Source organism: Chryseobacterium sp. HNCC26DJ239, from assembly GCF_057180445.1.
Map to the genome: position 1 here is coordinate 302835 of NZ_JBXUGJ010000006.1, position 26136 is coordinate 328970.

Annotated in this window: 17 protein-coding genes; 16 read left to right on the forward strand and 1 reads right to left on the reverse strand. The window is 35.9% G+C overall.

Annotation, left to right across the window (positions count from 1 at the left end):
- Positions 1–111 precede the first annotated feature (111 nt).
- On the reverse strand, positions 112–3492 hold the full coding sequence (gene mfd, locus AC2A1D_RS15015; protein ID WP_484044388.1) for a transcription-repair coupling factor: 3381 nt from the start codon (positions 3490–3492) through the stop codon (positions 112–114).
- A 297-nt stretch (positions 3493–3789) separates the two neighbouring features.
- On the opposite strand from mfd, the gene AC2A1D_RS15020 reads away from it, so the two are divergent.
- From AC2A1D_RS15020 to nadC, 16 genes are all read left to right on the forward strand, one after another.
- On the forward strand, positions 3790–4284 hold the full coding sequence (locus tag AC2A1D_RS15020) for a hypothetical protein (protein WP_484044389.1): 495 nt from the start codon (positions 3790–3792) through the stop codon (positions 4282–4284).
- 152 nt (positions 4285–4436) lie between these two features.
- Complete coding sequence (locus AC2A1D_RS15025) at positions 4437–4829, forward strand: hypothetical protein (protein ID WP_484044390.1); 393 nt, start codon at positions 4437–4439, stop codon at positions 4827–4829.
- A gap of 154 nt (positions 4830–4983) precedes the next feature.
- On the forward strand, positions 4984–5352 hold the full coding sequence (locus tag AC2A1D_RS15030; RefSeq protein WP_484044391.1) for a hypothetical protein: 369 nt from the start codon (positions 4984–4986) through the stop codon (positions 5350–5352).
- Positions 5353–5467: 115 nt separating this feature from the next.
- Entirely contained in the window at positions 5468–6967 is a 1500-nt protein-coding gene (locus AC2A1D_RS15035) for a GH3 auxin-responsive promoter family protein (RefSeq protein ID WP_484044392.1), read from the forward strand.
- 166 nt (positions 6968–7133) lie between these two features.
- On the forward strand, positions 7134–7505 hold the full coding sequence (locus AC2A1D_RS15040) for a hypothetical protein (RefSeq protein ID WP_484044393.1): 372 nt from the start codon (positions 7134–7136) through the stop codon (positions 7503–7505).
- A 67-nt stretch (positions 7506–7572) separates the two neighbouring features.
- Positions 7573–8808 (forward strand): MFS transporter, encoded by a 1236-nt coding sequence (locus AC2A1D_RS15045; protein ID WP_484044394.1) that lies wholly within the window; start codon positions 7573–7575, stop codon positions 8806–8808.
- An 85-nt stretch (positions 8809–8893) separates the two neighbouring features.
- Positions 8894–10948 (forward strand): T9SS type B sorting domain-containing protein, encoded by a 2055-nt coding sequence (locus tag AC2A1D_RS15050; protein ID WP_484044395.1) that lies wholly within the window; start codon positions 8894–8896, stop codon positions 10946–10948.
- A 114-nt stretch (positions 10949–11062) separates the two neighbouring features.
- Entirely contained in the window at positions 11063–13129 is a 2067-nt protein-coding gene (locus AC2A1D_RS15055; RefSeq protein ID WP_484044396.1) for a T9SS type B sorting domain-containing protein, read from the forward strand.
- A gap of 159 nt (positions 13130–13288) precedes the next feature.
- Positions 13289–14866, forward strand: a complete 1578-nt coding sequence (gene dnaB / locus AC2A1D_RS15060) for a replicative DNA helicase (protein ID WP_484044397.1) — start codon at positions 13289–13291, stop codon at positions 14864–14866.
- Between the two features lie 65 nt (positions 14867–14931).
- Positions 14932–15408 carry a ribonuclease HI gene (gene rnhA, locus AC2A1D_RS15065; RefSeq protein WP_484044398.1) on the forward strand — a complete coding sequence of 159 codons (477 nt, stop codon included), beginning with the start codon at positions 14932–14934 and terminating at the stop codon, positions 15406–15408.
- A gap of 220 nt (positions 15409–15628) precedes the next feature.
- Positions 15629–17887 (forward strand): T9SS type B sorting domain-containing protein, encoded by a 2259-nt coding sequence (locus tag AC2A1D_RS15070; protein ID WP_484044399.1) that lies wholly within the window; start codon positions 15629–15631, stop codon positions 17885–17887.
- A gap of 165 nt (positions 17888–18052) precedes the next feature.
- On the forward strand, positions 18053–20311 hold the full coding sequence (locus tag AC2A1D_RS15075) for a T9SS type B sorting domain-containing protein (RefSeq protein ID WP_484044400.1): 2259 nt from the start codon (positions 18053–18055) through the stop codon (positions 20309–20311).
- A gap of 163 nt (positions 20312–20474) precedes the next feature.
- Positions 20475–22742, forward strand: coding sequence for a T9SS type B sorting domain-containing protein (locus AC2A1D_RS15080; protein WP_484044401.1), 2268 nt, complete (start codon positions 20475–20477; stop codon positions 22740–22742).
- A gap of 128 nt (positions 22743–22870) precedes the next feature.
- Positions 22871–23500 carry an NAD(P)H-dependent oxidoreductase gene (locus AC2A1D_RS15085; protein WP_484044402.1) on the forward strand — a complete coding sequence of 210 codons (630 nt, stop codon included), beginning with the start codon at positions 22871–22873 and terminating at the stop codon, positions 23498–23500.
- 33 nt (positions 23501–23533) lie between these two features.
- Positions 23534–25111 carry an L-aspartate oxidase gene (gene nadB, locus AC2A1D_RS15090; protein ID WP_484044403.1) on the forward strand — a complete coding sequence of 526 codons (1578 nt, stop codon included), beginning with the start codon at positions 23534–23536 and terminating at the stop codon, positions 25109–25111.
- Between the two features lie 9 nt (positions 25112–25120).
- A complete protein-coding gene (gene nadC / locus AC2A1D_RS15095) occupies positions 25121–25981 on the forward strand; it encodes a carboxylating nicotinate-nucleotide diphosphorylase (RefSeq protein WP_484044404.1) in 861 nt (286 codons plus the stop codon).
- The last annotated feature ends 155 nt before the right edge of the window (positions 25982–26136 follow it).

A 26136-nucleotide genomic window follows, 5' to 3' on the forward strand; every position in this document is an offset into this window, starting at 1 on the left:
ATTTCGCAATTAATTAATAAAAATTAAATTTTAACAAAAAAAACCTAAAACAATGTTTTAGATTTTTTTTGTTAAAATGATTACTCATCTACATATTAATGAATGCAGAGGTTAAATTCCTAAAATTGATTTCAATAAACCATTTACCTCATCTACATTTTTCACTTTATCTTTCCGCATCATCAATTGGCTTCCTTCTTTGCCAGATTTCTCTTTTAATTGTGCTTGTGAAGGGTTTTGTGTAAGATAGGTAATAATGTTTCTAAACTTATCGGTTTGATAAAACTTGTCCTGCGGATTGGAAGGGAAATAGCCTAAGAAAATTCCGTTTTTCATGACAATTTTTTCGAAACCAATTTCTGCAGCCAACCATTTTAAAGCAACACTTTTCAAAAGATTAATTACTTCTTTTGGCAATGCTCCGAAACGGTCATTTAGTTCTGCTTCAAATTTTTGAAGGTCGGTTTCATTATCAATTTCTGCCAATTTTTGGTATAAAGAAAGCCTTTCTTCTGTACTGGAAACGTAAGAATCCGGCAACATCAATTCGAGGTCGGTTTCAATATTAACTTCTTTTACCGTTTTGAATAATTTCTGACGTTCTTCTTCATTTTCAAATAAATTACCAAATTCTGCATCGTCTTTTAGCTCTTCTAAAGCTTCCTGCATCATTTTTTGATACGTTTCGAAACCCATTTCGTTGATGAAACCACTTTGCTCACCTCCCAACAAATCTCCTGCACCACGAATTTCTAAGTCTTTCATCGCAATTTGGAAACCACTTCCCAAATCAGAAAACTGCTCAATTGCCTCCAATCTTTTTCGTGCATCCGAACTCATCATGTCTAAAGGTGGCGTAATGAGATAGCAAAAAGCCTTTCTATTACTTCGACCAACACGACCTCTCATCTGGTGCAAATCTGCCATTCCGAATCGTTGTGCATCGTTGATGAAAATTGTATTTGCATTCGGAACATCCACCCCACTTTCTACAATGGTTGTAGCTACAAGAACATCATATTTTCCCTCCATAAAATCGAGAACGTTTTGCTCCAGCTGTTTTCCATCCATTTGACCGTGTCCTGTAATTACTCTCGCATCGGGAACCAATCTTTGAATAAGCCCTGCAATATCTTTTAAATTTTCAACTCTGTTGTTGATAAAATATACTTGTCCGTCTCTTTGAAGTTCGTAGGAAACAGCATCTCGAATCAATTCTTCATCAAAACCAACCATTTGCGTCTCTACAGGCTGCCTGTTTGGCGGTGGTGTTTTAATGACTGATAAATCTCTCGCCGCCATTAGCGAAAACTGCAGCGTTCTCGGAATTGGCGTTGCTGTTAAGGTTAATGTATCGACATTCGATTTGAATAATTTCAGTTTATCTTTTACCGCCACTCCAAATTTATGTTCTTCGTCGATAATTAATAATCCTAAATCTTTAAATTTCACTTTATCTGAAACCAATTGATGTGTTCCAATTACGATATCAACTTTGCCATTTTTCAAGCCTTCTAACGTTTCATTTTTTTGCTTTGCAGTTCTGAAACGGTTCAAATAAGAAATATTTACAGGAAAATCCTTCAATCTTTCTTTAAAACTTCTATAATGTTGAAACGCCAAAATCGTTGTAGGAACCAAAACCGCCACTTGTTTTCCATCGGTTGCCGCTTTAAAAGCTGCACGAATTGCAACTTCAGTTTTACCAAAACCTACATCGCCGCACACCAATCTATCCATCACCGTTTCAGCTTCCATATCTTTTTTCACGTCGATGGTTGCTTTTTCCTGGTCTGGAGTATCTTCGTAAATAAAGCTGGCTTCCAATTCATTTTGAAGATAAGAATCTGGCGAATACGGGAATCCTTTTGCCGTTTTTCTTTGAGCGTACAATTTTATTAAATCGAAAGCAATCTGTTTTACTTTCGCTTTCGTTTTCTGTTTTAAAGATTTCCAAGCGGGAGAACCCAATTTGCTCAGCACAATTTCTCGACCATCGGGACCGTTGTATTTCGAGATTTTGTGTAATGAATGAATACTTACGTACAACAAATCACCATTTTTATACGTCAGTTTGAAGCATTCCTGAACCTTTCCGTCATTATTTACTTTTACCAATCCCATGAATTTTCCGATTCCGTGGTCGATGTGAGCGATGTAATCTCCCACTTTTAGCGACATTAAATCTTTCAATGTCAACTGTTCAGATTTGGCAAAAGTATTTTTGGTTTTATAGCGTTGGTAACGGTCAAAAATCTGATGGTCTGTGTACACCAAAACTTTATTTAAAGCATCTACAAACCCTTCATGAAGTTCAGATTTAAAACTTTTAAACCTAATTTCTCTCTTTTCAGAATCGGTACGCCCAACTTCTTCAAAAATAGATTCAAGTCTTTCTTTTTGTTTTTCGGTAGAAAAAGAAATCCACATTTCAAAACCATCGGCTTCTTTCTCTTCTAAATCTTCGATAAGCAATTCGAAATTTTTATGAAAAGCAGGCTGCACCGTTTGGTTGAACTCAATTAAAGTAGTTTCAAGACCATTTAATAAGATAGAAGAAAAATCTACTGTGCGGAATTTCTTGTATTCAAAATGAAAATCTTCATTCGAAATGAATAATTCTGCAGGTCTTCTATGCGCAATATCTTTGCTCAGCGTTTCATATTTTTCTAACGCTTTTTCGTAGAAATTTTTGAGTTTTAATTTTCCTGCTTCAAGGTTTTTAGAAATGATGAATGCTTCTTTGGGTAAAATTTCTAGCAGAGAAACTTTATTTCCAGAAGCCGAAAAATTCATGTTAGAAACCAACTGAAAACTCTCTACTTTTGCCACCGAAAGTTGGGTTTCAATATCAAAAGTTTTAATACTTTCTACCTCATTTCCGAAGAAAGTAAGACGGTAAGGTTTTTCATTTGAGTAAGAAAAAACATCTACAATCCCTCCACGAACAGAAAATTCGCCCGGTTCCGAAACAAAATCTGTTTGATGAAACTGATAATGATTCAGCAATTCATCCACAAAATCAAAATCGAGTTGGTCGCCAGATTTTATATGATGAGAAATCGCCTTGAAATCTTCTTTTTTCAAAACTCTTTCCGATAAAGCTCCGGCGTAGGCGACAATCATTTTAGGATATCTTCCTGCATTAATTTTATTTAAAACTTCGGTGCGGAGAACGAGATTAGCGTTTTGCGTTTTCTCAACTTGATAAGGTTCAAGATGAGTTGCCGGAAAATAAAGCACCTTTTCTTTTCCCAAAAGGTCTTCCATCTCGGTATTCACATACAGCGCATCTTCTTTATCGTCTACAATATAGAGCACCGTTTTTTTGTGCGTAAGAAACAATTCTGCGGCAAACAAAGAAGTTGCAGAACCCGCAAAACCTTTTACAGAAACATGATTTTCTGTTTCAAGAGCGGCAAAAATCTCTTTCCCAAATTCGTTTTTAAGAAGAGAGGGGAGTAGCGTTTCGTTTATATTTTTTAGCTGCATACAGTATATTTTTTTGAAAGATTGCCTTGCAACGCTCGCAAAGGCAAACGACAAAAGCGATTTCGGGAGTTTTCCGAAACCGCAGGTTTATTTTTGCAAAGATAGGTTTTAATTTTGGATGACAATTTAATTACCATTAAGCACCATCACTTCTTTAAAATTTAAATCAAAAGAAAAAATTCACAGATATATCGGGAAAATACCTAAAAATTAAATCATTTCCAATTCGTAATTTAGCATTATAAAAAACTAACGTTCAATTATTTAAATAAGAATTGAATTTTAAAACTAAACGCTATGGAAGAAAAAAACTCAAACTGGTTTTCTAGTTTGCCCGGTTTACTCACCGCGGGAGCAACCTTTATTACGGCACTTGGAGGTTTAATTGTAATTCTTCAAGCTAAAAATTCTGACGACAAAAAACCAATCAGCCCCGATTCTGAAATAAAAAAAACAGAAGTTGTTGAAGAAAAAAAATCGTCGGTTACGCAAAACATTATCATGAGAGGGAATGTAGGTAAACTTTCAGCGGTTTTCAACTTAAAGAAAAATGAAAACAGCTCCGAAGTTTCTGGCACTTATTATTATCCTGCAAGAGCCAGAATTAGAAAAGCACGTATTTATCAACTTTCTGGAAAAATGACAGATGAACAAATTGAAATGACTGAATATACCGATCATGTAAAAACAGCCACCATCAATGTTCACAAAACAGCCAACAATTGTTACGACGGACAAATGCAAAATACCAACGGAAATATACTTCCTGTAAATATTTGCATAGAACCTTAAGAATTACATTGTTCATTAAAAAAAATATAAGCTACCACACCCATCATAAAGAATTCAAAAAGCTCTTAAACTTTCGTTAAAAATAATCGATTATAATTTGTTTCGGCATAACGTTTGAAAACACAATCCGCATAACCAAACAATTTATTATTATGAAAAATTTAATGAAAATCTTAGGAGCATTTACGCTGGTACTATTTACGGCATTTACTTTAGCCTCTTGTAGTAGAGACGATGATCCTGCAGACAATGATTTCTTTGCGGGAACTTACAAAGGAAGTATTTCTTATAACGACGGAAGCACTAATACCAGTACAAACGAAGGAAGTGTTTTTGTAACAAAAATTGCAAGCGGAACAAAATATAATTTTTCTTTCAGTAATGGGATTCCTGATTTGAACGGATTAGAATTCCAAAAAACAGGAGATAATTCATTAGTAATGGTAGGTTCTAATGCATTAGTTTATGTAAGAATAGACAATAACGAACTAAAAATCGCTTACAACAAAGACGGAAAAACCTGGACCGCAAACTGTACACGATAATTGAACATATTTGCATTATTGAAAACCTGCTTTCAAGATGAAAGCAGGTTTTCAATTTTTATTTAAAGAATGATAAACTTTAGTTAAGTTTCGTTAAAAAATATTTTGAAAATACTTTTTTGCTACCTTTGATATAGAATAAAACATTTACAGAATGAAAAAAATTATCGCAGCACTATCCCTAATGATTGGGATGGGAATCGCCAATGCACAGCAAGTAGCTCCAGCAACAAAAGCAGTTACAAAAACTGCAACTAAAACAGCCACAAAAACCGCTACAAATGCAGTAAAACCAGCAACTAAATCAGTTGAAAAAACCACAAAAGACATTTCTAAAACAGCTACAAAAACAACAAAAACCGTTGATAAAACAGTAGACAAAACGGTAAAAAGCGCAGAAAAAGACGTAACAAAAACAGCTACTAAGCTGAAAAAAGATGGAACTCCCGATATGAGATACAAAGAAAACCAAACTTTGAAAAAAGACGGAACTCCAGACAAAAGATACAAAGTAAACCAATAAAACGATTATAACTTATTAGTTCATATTCAAATTTTGATACAAACCGGAAATTGTTCCGGTTTTTTTGTTGATGGAAAATCGCTCAAAATGTTTTCATAATTTATAAATTTGAACCATGCTAAATTTTCTAAAGAAGAACATTGCTTTAGCTTGGGCGAAACGCCATGTTTCACAGACTGAAAGCTTCAAAAAAAACGCTCCGAAACTGCAAGAAGAATTGCTGCTTTCGATAGTAAAAACTGCCGAGAAAACACTTTTTGGGAGAAGTCATGACTTTGAAAACATTAAAACCATAAAAGATTTTCAGGAACGAGTAAAAATAAGCGATTACGAAGATTTAAAACCTTACATTGAAAAAGTAAAAAAAGGACAGCGCAATATTCTTTGGACAGACACTCCCGAATATTTTGCGAAAACCTCCGGAACAACTTCTGGAGCCAAATACATCCCGATTTCTAAAGAAGGAATGCCTTTTCAAGTGAAGGGCGCGCAAAGTGCCTTGTTCCATTATATTGCTAAAAAAAACAATGCAGATTTTGTAAACGGAAAAATGATTTTCCTACAAGGAAGCCCTGAATTGGAAGAAGTTTTTGGCATCAAAACAGGAAGACTTTCAGGAATTGTGGCGCATCACATCCCCAATTACCTTCAAAAAAACAGATTACCAAGCTGGGAAACCAATATGATTGAAGACTGGGAAACCAAAGTGGATAAAATTGTAGAAGAAACCGAGAAAGAAAACATGACACTTATTTCTGGAATTCCGCCTTGGTTAGTGATGTATTTTGAAAAATTAACGGAAAAACATGGTAAAAAAATAAAGCAAATCTTCCCGAACCTTCAATTGATCGTAACCGGAGGCGTAAACTACGAACCGTATAAAGATAAAATGGAGTTTCTTCTTGGTGGAAAAGTAGACATTGTACAAACTTTTCCTGCTTCCGAAGGTTTTTTTGCCTTTCAGGATGATTACACTCAAGAAGGGCTTTTACTTTTACCCAATCACGGAATTTTTTATGAATTTATTCCGCTTGAAAACTATGGAAAACCAAATGCGCCTCGTCTTACATTAAACGAAATTGAACTCCATAAAGATTACGCGATGATTCTTACCACCAATTCAGGTTTGTGGGCGTATTCTATTGGCGATGTGGTGAGATTCATTAGCAAAAATCCGTATAAAATTTTGGTGAGCGGAAGAACAAAACACTACACTTCCGCCTTTGGAGAACACGTAATCGCTTTTGAAGTTGAAGAAGCACTGAAAGCTACATTACAGAAATTTCCTGCAAAAATTACCGAGTTCCATCTCGCCCCGCAAGTAACGGCAGAAAACGAACTTCCTTATCATGAATGGTTTATTGAATTTGAGGAAGAACCACAAGATTTAGCAAAATTTAAAGAAGAATTAGACCACCAACTTCGAAGTAGAAATACCTATTATGATGATTTAATTAGTGGAAATATTTTGCAGCAGCTTAAAATTTCAACTTTAAAGAAAAATGCATTTAATGAATATGCTAAATCGCAAGGAAAATTGGGCGGACAAAACAAAACCCCTCGTCTTGCAAATGACAGAAAGCTTGCTGACCTTTTAGAAATTTATAAAATATAAATTTTAAAATTTCGGTTAAAACCATTCAAAACGGCAACAAATAAAAAGAAACAAGTATAAAATTGATTCATTTTTATGCTAAATCTTATAAAAAACTTAAGATTTTCTTCTTAAGAAAAACATATATTCAAAAAAAATTATAAATTTGGAAAACTAAAAAATTATAATGAGAGCATCTGTACTATTAAAATCTTCATTACTTACTGCCCTATTCATGATATCATCATGTGCAACCACCACTTACTCGGAAGATATTTCTAAAAACAATTATTCTAACCTACAAGCAGGAAGACTTTATATTGTAAATAAAAAAGATGGGTCTGAAAAGCAAACCATTCTTTTCAGAAATATAGACGGCGATAATATTATTGGTACAAAAGGGAAAAAAGACAGTACAGAAGTTGTAATCCCAAAAAGCAATATTGAATCTGTAAAAGATAAAACTAAGGCTAAAGTAACAACAGGAGCGATCGTAATTGGCGCTGCTGCAACAGCTGCAATCGTGATAAGCTCTATGAGAGCAGACAAAGACGAATAAGCTTAATTTTACCTTAAAATAATGATTACAAGTAGCTCTAAATAAATTTTTAGGGCTATTTTTGTATATGATTTCACTTTCTCCGCTACAAACATTAAAAAATGTAGAGTTCAGAAATCTTCTTACCGGAAGATTTTTTATTGTTTTAGCATTCAGAATGCTTGCAACTTTATTGGGATGGTGGGTGTATCAACTCACAAAAGACCCCTTTTCTATTGGCCTTATTGGTCTTTGCGAAGTAATCCCTGCAGTAAGCTGCGCTTTGTACGCGGGGCACGTTATAGATACGAACGAAAAGAAAAAACTACTTCTCATCTGTAGCTATGCGTATGTATTTCTTATTGGCTTGTTGCTAATCCCAGCATTTTTTAGTCAAAACCTACACTTTTCAAATCATCAGATTACCTATTTTATTTACGGTGTTATTTTTTTCACAGGAATTGCGAGAGCTTTTATTGGCCCCATTGTTCCCTCTATGATTCCTAAAATCGTAAAGCAAATTAATCTTCCCAATGCAATTACGCTAAACCAAGCAACCTTCCTCATCTCATCTGTTTTCGGACATGCAGCTGGAGGATTTTTAATTGAGTTTTACGGTATAAAATGGACTGTTTTGATAGTTGTTGTATTGATTGTGATTTCCACAATATTCTTTTGGCAGCTCAACCAACAATTTTCTGAACATAAAAAAGAAAATGTTAAAGTAATGGAGAGTATTCGCGAAGGCGTATCTTTTATTTATAAAACCAAAGAAATACTAGGAGCTTTGTATTTAGACATGTTTGCGGTGCTTTTCGGAGGTGCTGTTGCCATGATTCCTGTTTTTGCGACAGATATTTTAAAATCCGGAGCAGACGGTCTAGGCTTACTAAATGCCGCGTCAGACATTGGTTCTATGATAATTATAACCATTCTTGCTTTAGTGCCATTAAAGAAAAACCAAGGAAAAATTTTATTGTTTGCCGTTGCCGGATTTGGCCTTTGCATTATAGGTTTTGGCCTTTCAAATTATTATTGGCTATCTTTTATGTTTCTTGTACTTAGCGGAATACTTGATGGAATCTCTGTTGTAATCCGCGGAACGATCGTTCAATTAAAAACTCCAGATCATATCAGAGGAAGAGTTTTAAGTGTGAATTCAATTTTCATCATGTCGAGTAACGAAATGGGGCAATTTGAAAGCGGCTTAGCCGCAAAAATTTTAGGAACGGTAAAATCGGTTGTCGTTGGCGGAAGTCTTACCATCCTTATTACTTTACTCGTTGGAAGCACCAATCCAAAATTACGAAAAATGCAATATTAACACAGATTCATTAATTTAATTAAATTATAATTAAAAAAAAGATTTATGTTTAATAAATTATTATATTTGTTATAAATTTTCTAATATGAAAAAAACTCTATTAATTTTATTCATATTTCTGTCACATTTTTTCTTTGCGCAGTCTGATTGCCCGACTGCGATTACTTTGTGCGGAAATTCAAACATTTCTTATACACCTTCCGGACCAGGAAATATTTTAGAAGATCTTGGCGGATGCCTTTCAACCGATGAACACTACTCTGTATGGTACACTTTTACTATCGGAACAGGAGGGACTTTAGGCTTTACCATTACTTCCAACAACGCTCCAGATGATTACGATTTTGGGGTATACGGTCCTAATAAAACTTGTGCCAATTTTGGAGCTCCCATTAGATGCAATTACGCAGGTTCAAATCCTGCAGGAGTTACAGGTCTTGCACTAACTCCTCCTTATACAGGATGGTGGAGCCAATATTTAGATGTTTTACCCGGAGAAACTTATTATTTAGTAGTAGACAATTTCTCAAAAACTTCAAATGGTTTTACATTAACATGGACTGGTACTGCTTCACTTGCCTCTCCATTCAATACAACTCTGGTTCCTAATCCTTTCCAAGCTCCAGGACTTACAAATCCTAGCGGGGGACCTAATGAAGTAATTATTTGTACAAATCCTGCCATTTTTGACTTCAGTACTTTATCGACAGGAATCATTAACGGAAATCCAAACTTCGGCGTAAAATATTTCCGTAACACGAATGATATGCTAAGTAATACAAATGCTATCACCACGCCGATTCTTGTAAATACAACAGATACTTACTATTACAGCATTCAGTATACAAATCCAAACAACCCGAATGACCCTGTAAATAAATGTTTTATAAATGGTTCTTTCAAATTTAAAGATGGTACGATCACTTTAGCAGATCAAACCCTTACAGAATGTAACAACAACAACGAAGGAACTGCAGTCTTTAATCTTACTGATGCAATTGTAACGACGGATCCTACTATCACATTGAAATATTACCCTTCAATGTATGATTTGAATAATAACATTAACGAGATTACGAACCCTTATCAGTATTTATCTGCAGGAGGATCTGCATTTGTAAAAGGAACGTCGCCATTCGGATGTACGGATGTTGCAGAAATAAAACTTGCATTTTTCCCAGTAGTGGTAGTTCAAGAAGCTACTTTAAGATCCTGCTTTATTGAAGGAAATTACTCTATGGGAACTTTCAACTTAACCCTTGCAACAGTTACACTACAAACAGGAACGACTAAAAAATACTATCCATCTCCAACAGATGCCATCAATCAAACCAATGAAATTTTAACTCCCGACAATTATACAGCGCCAAGCGGAGTTGTATATGTAAGAGTAATGAATGGAAATGGCTGTTTCACCGTTGCAAAAATAACTTTAACAGTATTCTCTCCAGTATATTCAACAGTTTTGGTTGATAAAGTAATCTGCATGGAAGATAAGACAACTTTGGACGCTGGTGCTGGTTTCGCTGGTTATGAGTGGAGCAATGGTAAAACTACCCAAACCATCTCTGATGTAGGAGTAGGAACTTATTGGGTAAAACTTAAAACAGGAGATTGCTGGTCTATTCAAACGGTAAAAATCTACCCATCTGAACAGCCTGTTCTGTCTAACATAGAGATCTCTAATAATAATGTAACTGTTTTTGCCACAGGCGGAACTCCTGCTTACAGCTATTCTTTAGATAATATCAACTGGCAAGAATCTAACGTGTTCCCGAATCTTACAAGAGGCGATCACACGCTGTATGTAAAAGACGCATACGATTGCGAGCCAATAATTGTTGACTTTGTGGTTCCAAATATTATTAACGTAATTACTCCAAACGGTGATGGAGTGAATGATGTGATTGATTACTCAGCCTTATCTAACAAGAAAAACTTAGTACTAAATATCTACGATCGATATGGAACTAAAATTCACCAAGCTGATAAAAACAATCAATACAAATGGGACGGAACAATTGCAGGTAAAAAAGTTCCAACAGGAACTTACTGGTATTCGGTAACATGGAATGAAAACAACAAAAACAGCACACCTATTAAATTCTCAGGATGGGTAATGGTAAAAAACAGAGAATAATTACAAATAAAGAAACAAAAGCCGCATTATATTGCGGCTTTTTCTTTTTTACATGCTCATTCCGAGCACTTTTTGTAAATTTTTAATTAACTTTGGTAAAATTTACTGGAAAAAATGAAAAAATTACTACTTCTATTTATTTTATTTACTTCACAACTATATTTTTCGCAATTAGATTGTAATAATGCAATCCCAATTTGTGGAAACCTAGACATCGCATATACGCCAAGCGGACATGGAACCCAAGAACTTCCTACAACAAACGTACCTTCATCTTTATGTTTAAAAAGCGGTGAACACTTTTCAGTTTGGTATAAATTTAAAATTGCAACATCTGGAACTTTAGATTTTGTTATTGACGCAAATGTAAATTCAGATGACTATGACTTTGCAGTTTATGGACCAAACCCAACCTGCACAGCAACATCTCTTTTATCACCAATTAGATGTAACTACGCAGGCTCTAACGCAGCCACAGGAACCACTGGACTTTCTACCCCAACAAATACATACTTTGACGCAACCCTTAATGTAATTGCGGGAGAAGAATATATACTTTTGGTTGACAATTTTTTGAGTACAGCAAATGGGTTTTCATTGACATTTAGCGGAACCGCTACGCTATTAACTCCATTTGACAATCAGTATGGGCACACATACCAACCATATCCATTTGTAGCACCACAACAACCAATTAAAATCTGTGGAATGCCAACAACTTACAATTTCAACACTCTTTCTGCAGGCATTATTAATGGAAACCCTAATTTTATTGTTAAATATTATTACAACTCATCAAATGCTTTAGATGACACAAATGCTATTACCGCACCAATTGCAGTTGATCCAGCAGTTACATATTTTTATGCAATTAGTTATGTTGACCCTGTAAATCCAACCAATTTCATGAATCAATGTAGAGAATTTGGCACCGTAAACTTCGTTGATAGATCATTTACACTCAGCAATGCAAAACTTACGGAATGTAACAATAATAATATTGGAACCGCCGTATTTAATCTAACTTCCGCTGCAATAAACCCTGCTTCCATTACGAATTTAACATACAAATATTATCCATCATTAAACGATCTCAATAACGGTACAAACCAGATTCAAAATCCGGCGAACTACACTTCAGCAGAAAAAATAGTTTATGTAAAAGCACAAAACCAATATGATTGTACATATATTACACAAATTCAACTAAGTTTTTACCCTACAATAGTTTTAACTCAGGCTACTTTAGAATCTTGCTACATTGAAACAGCGACAACTACCGCTTTATTCGATCTTACATCAGCTAGCGTCACCAACATGACTGGTATTACAAAGAAGTTTTACAAAACCCTTGCGGATGCTACAAACAACGTAAATGCAATCCCAAATCCTGCAATTTACATTACAGAAAGCACTGAAGTTTATGTAAGAGTAACAGATCAAAATGGATGTTGGGCTATTACAAAGATTACTTTAGTAGTACTACCCCCAGTAAAATCTTCTGTTTTAAAAGACAAAACAATTTGTTCAGAAGACAGAACCACACTAGATGCGGGACCAGGCTTTGCAAGCTACGAATGGAGCACTGGTGCAACAACTCAATCCATAACGGGAGTAAGTGTAGGAGCTTATTGGGTAAAACTTCAAACAGGAAATTGTTACACCATGCAATTGGTAAATGTGTACCCAAGTGATCAACCTGTTATCTCTGCTTTAGACATTACAAACAATACGATTACGGTAACTGCCAATGGAGGAAACCCCGCTTACCAATATTCGATTAATGGTACCAAGTGGCAAACTTCAAATGTTTTCACAGATTTACCAAGAGGAGAAAACACAATTTATGTAAAAGACTCTTACGATTGTACTCCTGTTCAGGTAACCATCACCGTTCCGAACTTGGTAAATGCAATTACACCCAACGGAGACAATGTAAATGATATAGTAGATTATACCGCTTTAGCATATAAGAAAAATCTAGTATTTACCGTATATAACCGCTATGGCAACAAAGTATATGAAGCAGACAAAATCAGAAATTACAAGTGGGACGGAACCTCTGGAAACAAAAAACTTCCTACAGGAACGTACTGGTATACCATCACTTGGAACGAAAACGACAAAAACAATACACAAACAAAATACACCGGCTGGATTTTGGTAAAAAACAGAGAATAGAAAATTTTAAAATAATTGATAAAAACACTTTCAAAAATTTGAAAGTGTTTTTTTTATCAACAATCCAAACACCGATTCGTAAAGGCGTTATGAAAATTATCATCCCAAATTGTGAATTACTAATTCTCATTTGTTTTCTAAAAAATTTATCTTTGCATCATGGCGCATAAAGAAACATTATCATCACTTACCCAAGGCAACTTTGCAAGAGAACTTTCTATTTCCGATGGAAAGATGCCTCCTAATGCTGTAGATTTCGAGCGTTTAGTAATCGGTACTTTTTTAATTGATAAAAAAGGACTAGACCACTCTATCGACCTATTAACTCCAGAAGTTTTCTATGATCCAAGACACCAGGTAATTTTCAGAACAATCTTAAAATTGTATGAAGGAAACCATCCTGTAGACATCATGACCATTATTCAGGATCTTAAAAAAGAAGAAAAACTGAATCTTGCAGGAGGAGATCACTACATCATTGAACTTACAATGGGGGTAAGCTCTAGTGCGCACATTGAATATCACGTAAGAGTTATTCTAGAAAAATATATTCTACGAAGCCTCATTAATGTATCTGCCAATGTAATCGATTCTTCATACAAAGAATCGACAGACGTTTTTGAACTTTTAGACAAAGCCGAACAATCTTTCTTTGAAATCACCAACGGAACCATCAAAAAAGGATTCGACACTGCAAACTCTTTGGTAAAACAAGCCATTGAAACCATTAAATCTTTAAAAGACAAGCAAGGTCTTTCTGGTGTTCCATCAGGTTTTAGAGATGTTGATAAAGAAACCGGAGGTTGGCAAAACTCCGACCTTATTATTATTGCCGCGCGTCCCGCAATGGGAAAAACCGCTTTCCTACTTTCGATGGCGAGAAATATTGCAGTAGGACACAAGATTCCGATGGCATTATTCTCTCTCGAGATGGCATCTGTGCAGTTGATTACAAGAATGATCGCTTCAGAAACTAGAATTTCTTCAGAAAAATTAAGAAAAGGAACTTTAGATGATGACGAATGGCAAAGACTTTTCTCCAACGTTTCTGAACTAGAAAATGCACCTTTATATATTGATGAAACTCCATCGCTTTCCATCTTCGACTTCCGAGCGAAATGCAGAAGATTGGTAATGCAACATGGTGTAAGACTCATCATGGTCGATTATCTTCAGCTAATGACAGCCGGTGGAGGCGGAAAAGGAGGCGGAAACCGTGAACAAGAAATCTCTATGATTTCAAGATCATTAAAAGCGATCGCTAAAGAATTGAACGTTCCCGTAATTGCACTTTCGCAGCTTTCGAGAAGTGTGGAAACACGACCAGGAAAAAGACCACAACTTTCCGATTTGAGGGAATCTGGAGCAATTGAGCAGGATGCCGACATTGTGTCTTTCATCTTCAGGCCAGAATATTATAAAATTACAACTTGGGACAATGATGAAGAAGGAGCAGAAACCTCAACAGAAAACCAAGCAGAACTTATCATCGCAAAACACAGAAATGGCGCAACTGCCGATGTACGTTTATCTTTCTTGAAACACTTTGCGAAATTTGGTGACATTGAAGCGGCATTTGATAACAACTTTGGAGGAGGTTTCAATCCTGAGCCTAGTGGTTTTGATAAAATTAAAACAACCATTCAGCCAGGTGCAGCATTTGATTTGCCTGATAATTCTAAACTTTCAGGATCATCAATGAACGATTTTGATGATGAAGATGATTTTCCTTTCTAAAACAAAAAAATAAAATTGAGTTTATATTTTAAACTCAATTTTTAATATAAAGCCAACAAAAAATTTTGAGAATCGATATCTATACAGACGGAGCCTGCAGCGGAAACCCCGGTAGAGGTGGTTACGGAATTTTAATGCGCGTTCCTGAAAAAAATTTTCAAAAAACATTCTCTAAAGGTTTCAGAAAAACTACCAACAATAGAATGGAACTTTTGGCTGTAATTGTCGCTCTAGAAAAACTGAAATCAGACCAAAATGAGATTCATGTTTTTACCGACAGCAAATATGTTTCTGATGCCGTAAACCAAAACTGGATTGCAGGTTGGATTAAAAGAGGATGGAAAAATGTAAAAAACCCAGATCTTTGGAAAAGATTCATCCCTCTTTACCAAACACATCATCCAAAATTTCATTGGATAAAAGGACACGCCGGTCATTTCGAAAACGAACTCTGCGACAAACTCGCTGTAGCAGCGGCTGCATCTGAAAATCTTGAGACAGACACTTACTTTGAAAGCACTCAAAATACAGGGTTATTCTAATTTTTAAAAATCTATTGATTTACAGATTATTAGATAAAATATCTATTTTTAAGTATTTTAGAAAAAACACCTATCAGCAACTTATCATTATTTAATTCATTCTCAAATCTATTATTCATTGAAAATATACAACGCCTTTTAATAATTTTAATAAAAACCAGATAATATTCCCGCTTAGAATTAATATCTTTACGCATTAAAATATATAAAAGGAATATTCATGATTAAAAATCTATTATCTTATATAGCACTTTTTTTTCTTTTTATAGATGCTAGTATTAATGCACAAACGTATCAACTTATCGGAAATCCAGTGGTAACTACCGGTTGGTCTTTAATCCCAAGTGGTATTGTAAATACAGATTTCATTCAGTTAACGACAGATACAACCGGGCAAGTGGGCGGAATAAAACTTAACGACCCTATCAATCTTAAATATTGCGATAAATGGAGGGTAGAGTTTGATTTTCGCATTGACGGAAACGGAACGACATCGTACGGACACGGCGATGGTCTAGCTTTTTGGTATCTAAACAACCCTCCTTCATCTTTTACAACAGGTGGTGGTTTAGGAATCCCAGCCAATTCAAATGGTTTAATGGTAGGATTTGATATTTTCAACAACACTACTGAAGCTCAAATGAGTAAAATCCATGTTTTGTACGGAACAAACAGTGGCACTTGGACCAATATTGAATTCAACAACACCACAGGAAGTACCTATCATACTGCAGATCTTATAAACACACAACCATTTGTAGGCTCTACTTATAAACATGTAGAAGTAACAGGACAAGTAAACGCAACCAATCCTAACAACTGGAATATTGTGATAAAACTAGACAACGTAACAGTTGTAAACCAAACATTTGCTCCGTCTGGAGGAGCAATTGGTATGACTAATGGATATTTTGGATTCTCAGCTGCAACAGGAGCCGCAACAGCAAGACATTCTATTAAAAATGTGAAAATTTACACTGAGAAAGTTCCTTTTTTACAAAATAACATAACCCAATCTAATTGCCCGAACCCTACAACAGGATATGGAACAGTAAATTTAACCTCTTTCAATAGTCAGTTGGTTGCTAATCCTTCAAATTATACTTTCACCTATTATCTGTTAGGAAGCTCAATACCAATTGCAAACCCTACAAACTACCAATACAACACAGCAACAACAATTGCTGTTTATGTAAAGGATAATTCTGGTATTTTGTGTGATAATCCTGATGGACAAATATTGCTAACATTAGGAGCATTTACCACAACCAACACAACCCTTACCGAGTGTAATAATAATTACTCAAGCACAGCAACTTTCAACCTTACATTAGCAGGCGTTACATCTACCCCAGGAGCAACTAAGAAATACTACAAAACATTGGCAGATTTGAACGCTGGAGTAAATGAAATTACCAATCCTACAGCGTATGTTTCCGCACCTGGAACAGTGTATGTAAAAGTAACAACTCCACAAGGCTGTACAGGGAACGCAATCATCACATTAGCATTCTACACTTTACCAAATGCCACTGATGCGAATCTGCAAACTTGTTTTTATGATAAAACAGGAACTATAGGTATCTTCGACCTTACTTCCGCCAGTGTTTCTAGCGGAACGGGGATTACAAAAATTTACTATTCTACATTAAGCGATGCTTTAAACAACACAAACCCTATCGCAAACCCAGCAATATTTATTTCTAGCGATGCTACCGTGTATGTAAAAATTACCGATACCAATGCATGTTGGGTAATCAAAAAAATTACTTTAACACTTATACGCCCAACAAAATCACCTGTTTTAAAAGACAAAATCATTTGTATGGAAGACAGAACGACACTAGATGCAGGACCTGGTTTCGTAAGCTACTTATGGAGTACAGGAGCAACGACACAATCAATCAGTGGCGTACCTGTTGGTGAATACTGGGTAAGACTTCAAACAGGAACTTGTTACACGATTCAAGAAGTAAATGTAAAAGCTGCAACAAACCCTGTTATTTCCAGCTTAGATATTAAAAACAATACGATTACTGTAAATGTTTCAGGAGGTACACCTGCTTACAAATATTCGTTAAATGGTACAACTTGGCAAGACTCTAACGTATTCACAAATTTACCAAGAGGTGAAAATAAAGTTTACATCAAAGACTCTTATGATTGCGAGCCAATTGAAGTACAAGTTACTGTTCCGAATTTGATTAATGCAATTACACCCAACGGAGACAACGTAAACGACGTGATAGACTACACTGCTTTAGCATATAAGAAAAATCTTGTTTTCACAGTTTACGACAGATATGGAAACTTGAAATATGAGGCAAACAAAATAAGAAACTTCAAATGGGACGGAACTTCCGGCAACAAAAAGCTTCCTACAGGAACTTACTGGTACACCATCTCTTGGAATGAAGACGATAAAAACAACACACAAACCGTTTACAACGGATGGGTGCTCGTGAAGAACAGGGAGTAATCCCTAAAAAAGTCACCTCTTACTATCTAAGAGGTGACTTTTCATAAAAGCAAAAAGAATTTGAAATACAGTTTTAGTATACACATTAGATACTTTGGCTACCTTTTCACAACTTTTAACCAAACAAAAAACTATATTTTTACTTTATTAAAATCTAATAATTAAATGATTAAAAATCTATTATCTTATATAGCACTTTTTCTTGTCTTTATAAGTGCTAGTTTACACTCTCAAACATATCAGCTTATCGGAAATCCAGTCGTAACAACCGGTTGGTCTTTAATCCCGAGCGGTATTGTTAACACAGACTTTGTACAATTAACAACAGATACAACCGGGCAAGTAGGTGGTATAAAGCTAAACGATCCTATTAATCTCAAATATTGTGACAAATGGAGGGTAGAATTTGACTTCCGTATTGACGGATCAGGCACCACTGGTTATGGCCACGGTGATGGTCTTGCTTTTTGGTATTTGAACAATCCACCATCTTCTTTTACAACTGGAGGAGGCCTTGGTATTCCTGTAAATTCTAATGGTTTGATGGTAGGTTTTGACATCTTCAACAACACAACTGAGGCTCAAATGAGCAAAGTACACGTTTTATACGGAACCAACAGTGGAGCAGGAACCAACATCGAGTTCAACAATACTGCTGGAAGCACTTATCATACTCCAGACCTTATTGCCACACAACCATTTGTAGGCGCTACTTATAAACATGTAGAAGTAACAGGACAAGTAAGCACAACTAATCCTAACAACTGGGTTATTGAGATAAAAATTGACAACGTTTCTGTCGTAAACCAAACATTTGCACCTTCTGGTGGAGCAATTGGTATGACTACAGGATATTTTGGCTTTTCCGCAGCAACGGGCGCGGCAACCGCAAGACATTCAATTAAAAATGTAAAAATATACACTCAAAAGGTTCCTATTTTACAAAATACAGTTACTCAATCTAACTGCCCTAATCCATCTACAGGTTTTGCTACGGTAAACCTAACAGCTTTCAATAGCCAGTTTGTGGCAAACCCTGCCAATTATTCTTTCACATATTATGTATTAGGAAACCCAACTCCAATTGCCAATCCTACAAACTTCCAATATAACGCAAACACAACAATTACAGTTTTTGTAAAAGATAACTCTGGGCTTTTATGCGATAATCCTGATGGGCAAATACAACTCTCGTTAGGCGCATATACCGCAACCAATGCAACTCTTACCGAGTGCAATAATAATTATGCAAGTACAGCAACTTTCAACCTTACGTTAGCAGGCGTTACATCTACACCGGGAGCAACTAAGAAATACTACAAAACATTGGCAGATTTGAATGCTGGAGTAAATGAAATTACCAATCCTACAGCGTATGTTTCTGCTCCTGGAACTGTTTATGTAAAAGTAACAACTCCGCAAGGATGTACAGGAAATGCAATTATTACATTGGCTTTCTATACATTGCCTGCAGCAACAGATGCAGCACTTCAAGCTTGTTTTGCTGACGAAACTGGAACGTTTGGTTTCTTCAATCTTACCTCAGCCAACGTTTCTAGTGGAACGGGGATTACAAAAATTTTCTACCCTTCGTTAAATGACGCTTTGGCAAACACCAACCCAATTGCAAACCCAACCCTATACACTTCTAACGATGCAACAGTTTACGTAAGAATTACCGACACCAATGCATGTTGGGTAATTAAGAAAATTACACTCACCGTAATTAGACCAACAAAATCTACTGTCTTGAAAGATAAAACAATTTGTATTGAAGATAGAACTTCACTAGACGCAGGACCTGGTTTTGCAAGCTATTTGTGGAGCACAGGTGCAACAACGCAGTCAATTAGCGGCGTGCCGGTTGGAGAATATTGGGTGATATTACAAACAGGAAACTGTTACACTACGCAAGAAGTATTCGTAAAACCTGCAGGAAACCCGGTAATTTCTAGTTTAGATATTAAAAACAATACGATTACTGTAAATGTTTCAGGAGGTACACCTGCTTACAAATATTCGTTAAATGGTACAACTTGGCAAGATTCTAACGTATTCGCAAACTTACCAAGAGGTGAAAATAAAGTTTACGTAAAAGACTCTTATGATTGCGAACCAATTGAAGTACAAGTTACTGTTCCGAATTTGATTAATGCAATTACACCCAACGGAGACAACGTAAACGATGTGATAGACTACACGGATTTAGCATATAAGAAAAATCTTGTTTTCACGGTTTACGACAGATACGGAAATCTTAAATTCGAAGCTAACAAAATTAGAAACTTCAAATGGGACGGAACTTCCGGCAACAAAAAACTTCCAACGGGAACTTACTGGTACACCATCTCTTGGAATGAAAACGATAAAAACAACACACAAACCGTTTACAACGGATGGGTGCTTGTAAAAAACAGGGAGTAGTCCCACAGAAAAACACCTCTCATATGTAAGGGGTGTTTTTTTATTCATATCCGAAAAAATAAAAGTAATATTTAGCATACACATCAGATACTTACTTGCCCTTACAAAACCCTTTACACACATAAAAACCTATATTTTTACCAAATCAAAATCTAATAATTAAATGAAAAAAACTCTATTAGTATTTTTTAGCATTGCGTTTGGGTTCTTTTTAAACAACGCAAAAGCACAGACTTATCAACTTACTGGCAATCCTGTTGTAACTACAGGTTGGGATTTAGTTTCATCTGCTACGGTAAGCACAGATTTTATAAGACTTACACCAGACCAAACCAGCCAGTTTGGAGCTATTAAACTTTCAGATCCTATCAATCTAAAATTTTGTGATAAATGGAAAGTAGAATTCGATTTTAGAATCGACGGAAATGGAACAACTTCTTACGGAAGAGGAGATGGTTTAACGTTTTGGTATCTCTCTAATCCTCCGACAGGATTTACTTCTGGTGGCGGACTTGGAATTCCAGCAAACGCCAATGGATTAATGGTAGCTTTCGATATCTTCAACAATTCTACAGAAGGACAAATGAGTAAAGTACATGTTTTGTACGGAACCAATAACCTTCCCGCAGCCAATCCTAACATCGAATACAACACAACTGCAGGTAGCACTTTTCATTCAAACGACTTAAATCCTACCCAACCTTTTGTAGGACCAGTTTACAAACACGTTGAAGTAAACGGACAGGTTGATCCAAGCAATGTAAACAACTGGATTATTCAAATCAAAATTGACGGCGTAGTCATTACCAACCAATCTTTTGCCCCTACTGGAGGAGCCATAGGAATGACGACGGGCTACTTCGGGTTTTCTGCTGCAACAGGAGCCGCAAGTGCAAGACAATCGATTAAAGATGTAAAAATCTATGTAGACAAAGTTCCAATCACCACCAATACCATTACTCCTTATGTTTGTTTAAACCCAAGTACTGGAACTGGAAGTATAGATTTAACCTCTTACATTACACAGTTTGTAAGCAATCCTTCAAACTACAACATCAGTTATTTTGTAACCGGAAGTAGCACTCCAATTGCCAATCCTACAAATTTTCAATACACAGGAAATACTACCGTTACCGTAGTGGTTGCAGATCCTTCTTCAACACTTTGCGATAATGGAGACGGAAGAATTGTTTTAAACCCTCAACCTTTCGAAGCGGTAGATGCAACACTTACCGAATGTAATAACAACAATGCGGGTGTTGGAATTTTCAACTTAGCCGATGCAGCGGTAACAACTGTTCCTGGTGTTACAAAACATTATTATCCTACTTTAGCGGCTTTAAATGCAGGCACAAACGAAATCACAAACTGGCCAGCTTATCCTGCGGCTGCAGGAGCTACTGTTTATGTAAAGGTAATCACTCCTCAAGGTTGTGTAGATAATGCTAAAATTACTTTAAATCATTATCCAACAGTAATAGTGAATGATGCAGCGTTAAGAACATGTCCTATTGCAACAAATCCACTAACAGGAGAATTTAATTTACCTCTTGCAAACGTAACTTTACAAACAGGCACAACTAAAAAATACTATCCATCTCTTACAGATGCGATTAATGAAACCAACGAGATCATCAACACAGCACCATACATTGCTCCTACAGGAGTTGTCTATGTGCGAGTAATGAATAGCAGCGGTTGTTATGCTGTTGCAAAAATTACCTTAGAAGTATTTGCTCAAAAATTCTCTAGCGTCCTTCAAGACAAGGTAATTTGTTTTGAAGATAAGACAACTTTAGATGCCGGTACAGGTTTCGATGGATATGAATGGAGCACTGGAGCAACCACTCAATCTATTAGTGGAATTGGAATTGGAACTTATTGGGTAAAACTAAAATCAGGTGATTGCTGGACAACTCAAACCGTAAAAATTTATCCTTCAGACCAACCCGTAATCAATTATTTTGAAATTTCAAATAATACAATAATTGTACATGCAGTAGGCGGAACTCCTGCATATCAATACTCTTTAGACAACATCAACTGGCAAGATTCTAATGTATTTAAAAACATTTCAAGAGGTGAATACACTGTTTACCTGAGAGACGCTTACCAGTGCGAACCAATGCAAGTAATAATTACCGTTCCTAATTTAATTAACGTAATTACTCCAAACGCAGATGGATTAAATGACTACATCGATTATTCAGCTTTAGCAAACAAGCAAAATCTGGTGTTCAACATCTACGATCGTTATGGTGCTAAAATTCATCAAGGTGACAAAACCAACCAATATCGTTGGGACGGAACCATCGGCGGAAGAAAAGTACCTACAGGAAGCTACTGGTATTCTGTAACCTGGACTGAGAATAACAAAAACAAAACCCCTGTGAAATTCTCCGGATGGATCATGGTGAAAAATAGAGAATAAATTTTTTTTCATACTTAATTAGTGAAGTCGTTCCCGTAAAAAGGAACGGCTTTTTTATTTAAACAATTTCCAAATAGATATTTCGTTTAAAAAGCCATTTTTTCGCATTCTATTAGTAAATTTGTTTTATGAATTATTTGGAGGCTTTAAACAGAAGATATTCTGTTAAGAAATTCAACCCAGAAATGCGCATTCCACAGGATGTGCTTTTAAATATTCTGGAATCTGGTAAACTTGCCGCAAGCTCTTTAGGTTTGCAGCCTTACAAAATATTCGTGGTAGAAAGTGACGATTTAAAACAAAAACTAATCCCCGCTTTTTACAATCCCTCACAAATTTCTACCTGCTCACATTTGGTAGTTATTGTTTCTAAAAAAGTGATTGAAGAAAATTACATTCAAGGATACTTTAAACACATTTCTGAAGTAAGAGAAGTTCCTCTGGAAAATCTTGATCTTTTCAAAAAAAGCATTCATCAACATGTAGATGTAAAATCTGATGATGAAATTTTCAACTGGGCAGAAAAACAATCTTACATCGTTTTGGCAAATCTTATGTACGCAGCTGCGATAGAAAATATTGACACTTGCCCAATGGAAGGTTTTAAACCTAATGCAATTGAAGAAATCCTCGATATCGATTCTGAAAAAGAAAAAGTAACCGTAACCCTTGCTTTAGGATACCGTTCTGAAGAAGACCATTTTCAACATCTTAAAAAAGTAAGAAAGCCCAACGATAAATTATTTAAATTTTTATAATTATTTTAGACGACCGTCTTTTAACGCAACAATATGATAAAAGCAGATGTATTAGTGATTGGATCCGGAATTTCTGGATTATCGTATGCCATAAAAATTTCTGAACAGCTTCCTGATGCTAAAATCATCATCGTTACAAAATCCGACGAAGATGAAAGTAATACAAAATATGCACAAGGCGGTCTTGCGGTAGTTACCGACTCTAAAAACGACAACTTCGATAAACATATTGAAGACACTATGCGCGCCGGCGATGGCGAAAACAAGCGTGACGTCGTAGAAATGGTCGTGAAAGAAGCGCCTGCAAGATTCAATGAAATTGTAGAATGGGGCGCAAATTTCGACAAGAAAAATGGCGAATTTGCTTTAGGAAGAGAAGGAGGTCACACCGAAAACAGAATTGTACATCACAAAGATATTACCGGTTTTGAAATCGAAAGAGCTCTTCTTCAAACAGCGAAAAACAGCCCAAATATTGAAATCCTAGACCATCATTACGTAATCGACATCATTACGCAGCACCACGTTTCAGGAAAAAAACTGGTAGAAGGCGAAATTAATTGTTACGGAGCTTATATTTTAGATGAAAGACTTAAAACCATTAAAAAAATTACTTCTAAAATTACTTTAGTTGCAACTGGAGGAGCCGGTCATGTCTACAAAAACACCACCAATCCTGTCATTGCAACTGGAGACGGAATTGCTTTTGTGGCACGTGCCAAAGGAAAAGTGAGCAATATGCAGTACTACCAATTTCATCCAACAGCTTTGTACAGCAAGATTGATGGAATGCTTTTCTTAATTTCTGAAGCCGTAAGAGGTGATGGTGCAAAACTGAGAACTAAAAAAGGAGAAAAATTCATGCATAAATACGATGAAAGAGAAGAATTGGCTTCTAGAGACATCGTTGCAAGAGCCATTGATGCCGAAATGAAAACCACCGGAGACGAGTTCGTTGGTCTTGATTGCAGAGAAATGGATCATCAAAAATTCTTAGATCACTTCCCCAATATTTATAAAAAATGTAAAGATGAAGGCGTAGATCCTTTTACCCAGCTTATTCCGGTAGTTCCAGCCTGTCATTATTTAATGGGCGGAATTGATATTGATAAAGACGGGCAATCTTCCATCAAAAACCTATTTGCTGTTGGCGAATGCACCAATTCTGGACTTCATGGCGCGAATAGATTAGCCTCAAATTCATTATTAGAAGGACTTGTTTTTGGGCATAACGCCGCCATGAAAACTGTAGAACTTCTAAACGAAAACAATTTTGATTTCGACGATTTGAAAGCCATCCCAGAATGGGACGAAGAAGGCATGAAAATAATGGACGAGATGGTTATCATCTCCTACCTTAGAAAGCAACTTCAAGAAATGATGAGCGACCTTGTCGGGATTGTAAGAAGTAATCGCAGACTTAAAATGGCTTTACAAAAACATCAGGAAATTGCTGCTGCGGTAGACGAAATATACCACTACTCTATTCTTTCACCTCAACTTTCTGAGCTGAGAAACTTAACCACTGTTGCTCACCTCATCATTACTCAATCTATAGAAATGACTCAAAATAAAGGAGCATTTTTTAATAAGGATTTGGTTCAAGCTTAATTTAAACTCATGAAAAGACCTAGCTACGCAAACGATAAAGTTTTAAAACAATTTATTAAAACTGCTTTAGAAGAAGATATTCAAGACGGGGATCACTCTACGCTTTCTACAATTCCGAAGGATTTAGAACAGAGTGCCAAACTTTTGGTGAAACAAGACTGCATTTTGGCAGGTGTTGAGTTGGCTGAAATTATCTTCCATACTTTCGATAAAAATTTAAAAATTGAAGTTTTCATTAAAGACGGAGAAACTGCAAAAGTTGGCGACGTTGCTTTTACCGTTACAGGAAGCGCAAGATCAATTCTTTCAACCGAAAGATTGGTGCTAAACTGTATGCAAAGAATGAGCGGCATTGCTACTTTAACCCACGATTGGGATTCTCGTTTGGTAGGCACGAAAACAAAACTTTTAGACACTAGAAAAACCACTCCAAACTTCAGACTGTGCGAAAAATGGGCAGTCGCAATTGGCGGTGGAACCAACCACAGATACGGTTTGTATGACATGATAATGCTGAAAGACAACCACATCGACTATAACGGAAGCATTACCAACGCCGTGAAAATGGCAAAAGACTACGTAAAAACTCAAAAGAAAAAATTGAAAATTGAAGTTGAAACTCGTAATCTTGAAGAAGTACAAGAAGCCATCAACGCAAAAGTAGACCGCATCATGCTAGACAATATGGACGTTAAAACCATGACAAAAGCAGTACAATTAGTTAACAATTCTTGCGAAACGGAAGCTTCCGGAGGGATTACAAGAGATCAGCTAAAAGACGTTGCAGCAACAGGAGTTACCTACATCTCAGCCGGCGCTCTTACGCACTCTGCCGAAAACATTGATTTAAGTTTAAAAGCCATTAAGTAACTTTGTGTTTTTAGCAAAAAGCAAGCAATTTTGTTAAAAATTAAATAATATGATTTTTTTCACGTCAAAATTCAAAAAACATATATCACCCTGATAAACAAAGCATTACATAGTATTTGGATTGAGTAAAAATTAACATTGCGTTAACAATGGTT

Coding starts and splice junctions, on each gene's coding strand:
- AC2A1D_RS15035 (WP_484044392.1), top strand. CDS start 5,468: ATGCTAAATTTTCTAAAGAAGAACATTGCTTTAGCTTGGGCGAAACGC.
- AC2A1D_RS15055 (WP_484044396.1), top strand. CDS start 11,063: ATGAAAAAATTACTACTTCTATTTATTTTATTTACTTCACAACTATAT.
- AC2A1D_RS15045 (WP_484044394.1), top strand. CDS start 7,573: ATGATTTCACTTTCTCCGCTACAAACATTAAAAAATGTAGAGTTCAGA.
- AC2A1D_RS15085 (WP_484044402.1), top strand. CDS start 22,871: ATGAATTATTTGGAGGCTTTAAACAGAAGATATTCTGTTAAGAAATTC.
- dnaB (WP_484044397.1), top strand. CDS start 13,289: ATGGCGCATAAAGAAACATTATCATCACTTACCCAAGGCAACTTTGCA.
- AC2A1D_RS15080 (WP_484044401.1), top strand. CDS start 20,475: ATGAAAAAAACTCTATTAGTATTTTTTAGCATTGCGTTTGGGTTCTTT.
- AC2A1D_RS15030 (WP_484044391.1), top strand. CDS start 4,984: ATGAAAAAAATTATCGCAGCACTATCCCTAATGATTGGGATGGGAATC.
- nadC (WP_484044404.1), top strand. CDS start 25,121: ATGAAAAGACCTAGCTACGCAAACGATAAAGTTTTAAAACAATTTATT.
- AC2A1D_RS15025 (WP_484044390.1), top strand. CDS start 4,437: ATGAAAAATTTAATGAAAATCTTAGGAGCATTTACGCTGGTACTATTT.
- AC2A1D_RS15050 (WP_484044395.1), top strand. CDS start 8,894: ATGAAAAAAACTCTATTAATTTTATTCATATTTCTGTCACATTTTTTC.
- AC2A1D_RS15075 (WP_484044400.1), top strand. CDS start 18,053: ATGATTAAAAATCTATTATCTTATATAGCACTTTTTCTTGTCTTTATA.
- AC2A1D_RS15020 (WP_484044389.1), top strand. CDS start 3,790: ATGGAAGAAAAAAACTCAAACTGGTTTTCTAGTTTGCCCGGTTTACTC.
- AC2A1D_RS15040 (WP_484044393.1), top strand. CDS start 7,134: ATGAGAGCATCTGTACTATTAAAATCTTCATTACTTACTGCCCTATTC.
- mfd (WP_484044388.1), bottom strand. CDS start 3,492: ATGCAGCTAAAAAATATAAACGAAACGCTACTCCCCTCTCTTCTTAAA.
- nadB (WP_484044403.1), top strand. CDS start 23,534: ATGATAAAAGCAGATGTATTAGTGATTGGATCCGGAATTTCTGGATTA.
- AC2A1D_RS15070 (WP_484044399.1), top strand. CDS start 15,629: ATGATTAAAAATCTATTATCTTATATAGCACTTTTTTTTCTTTTTATA.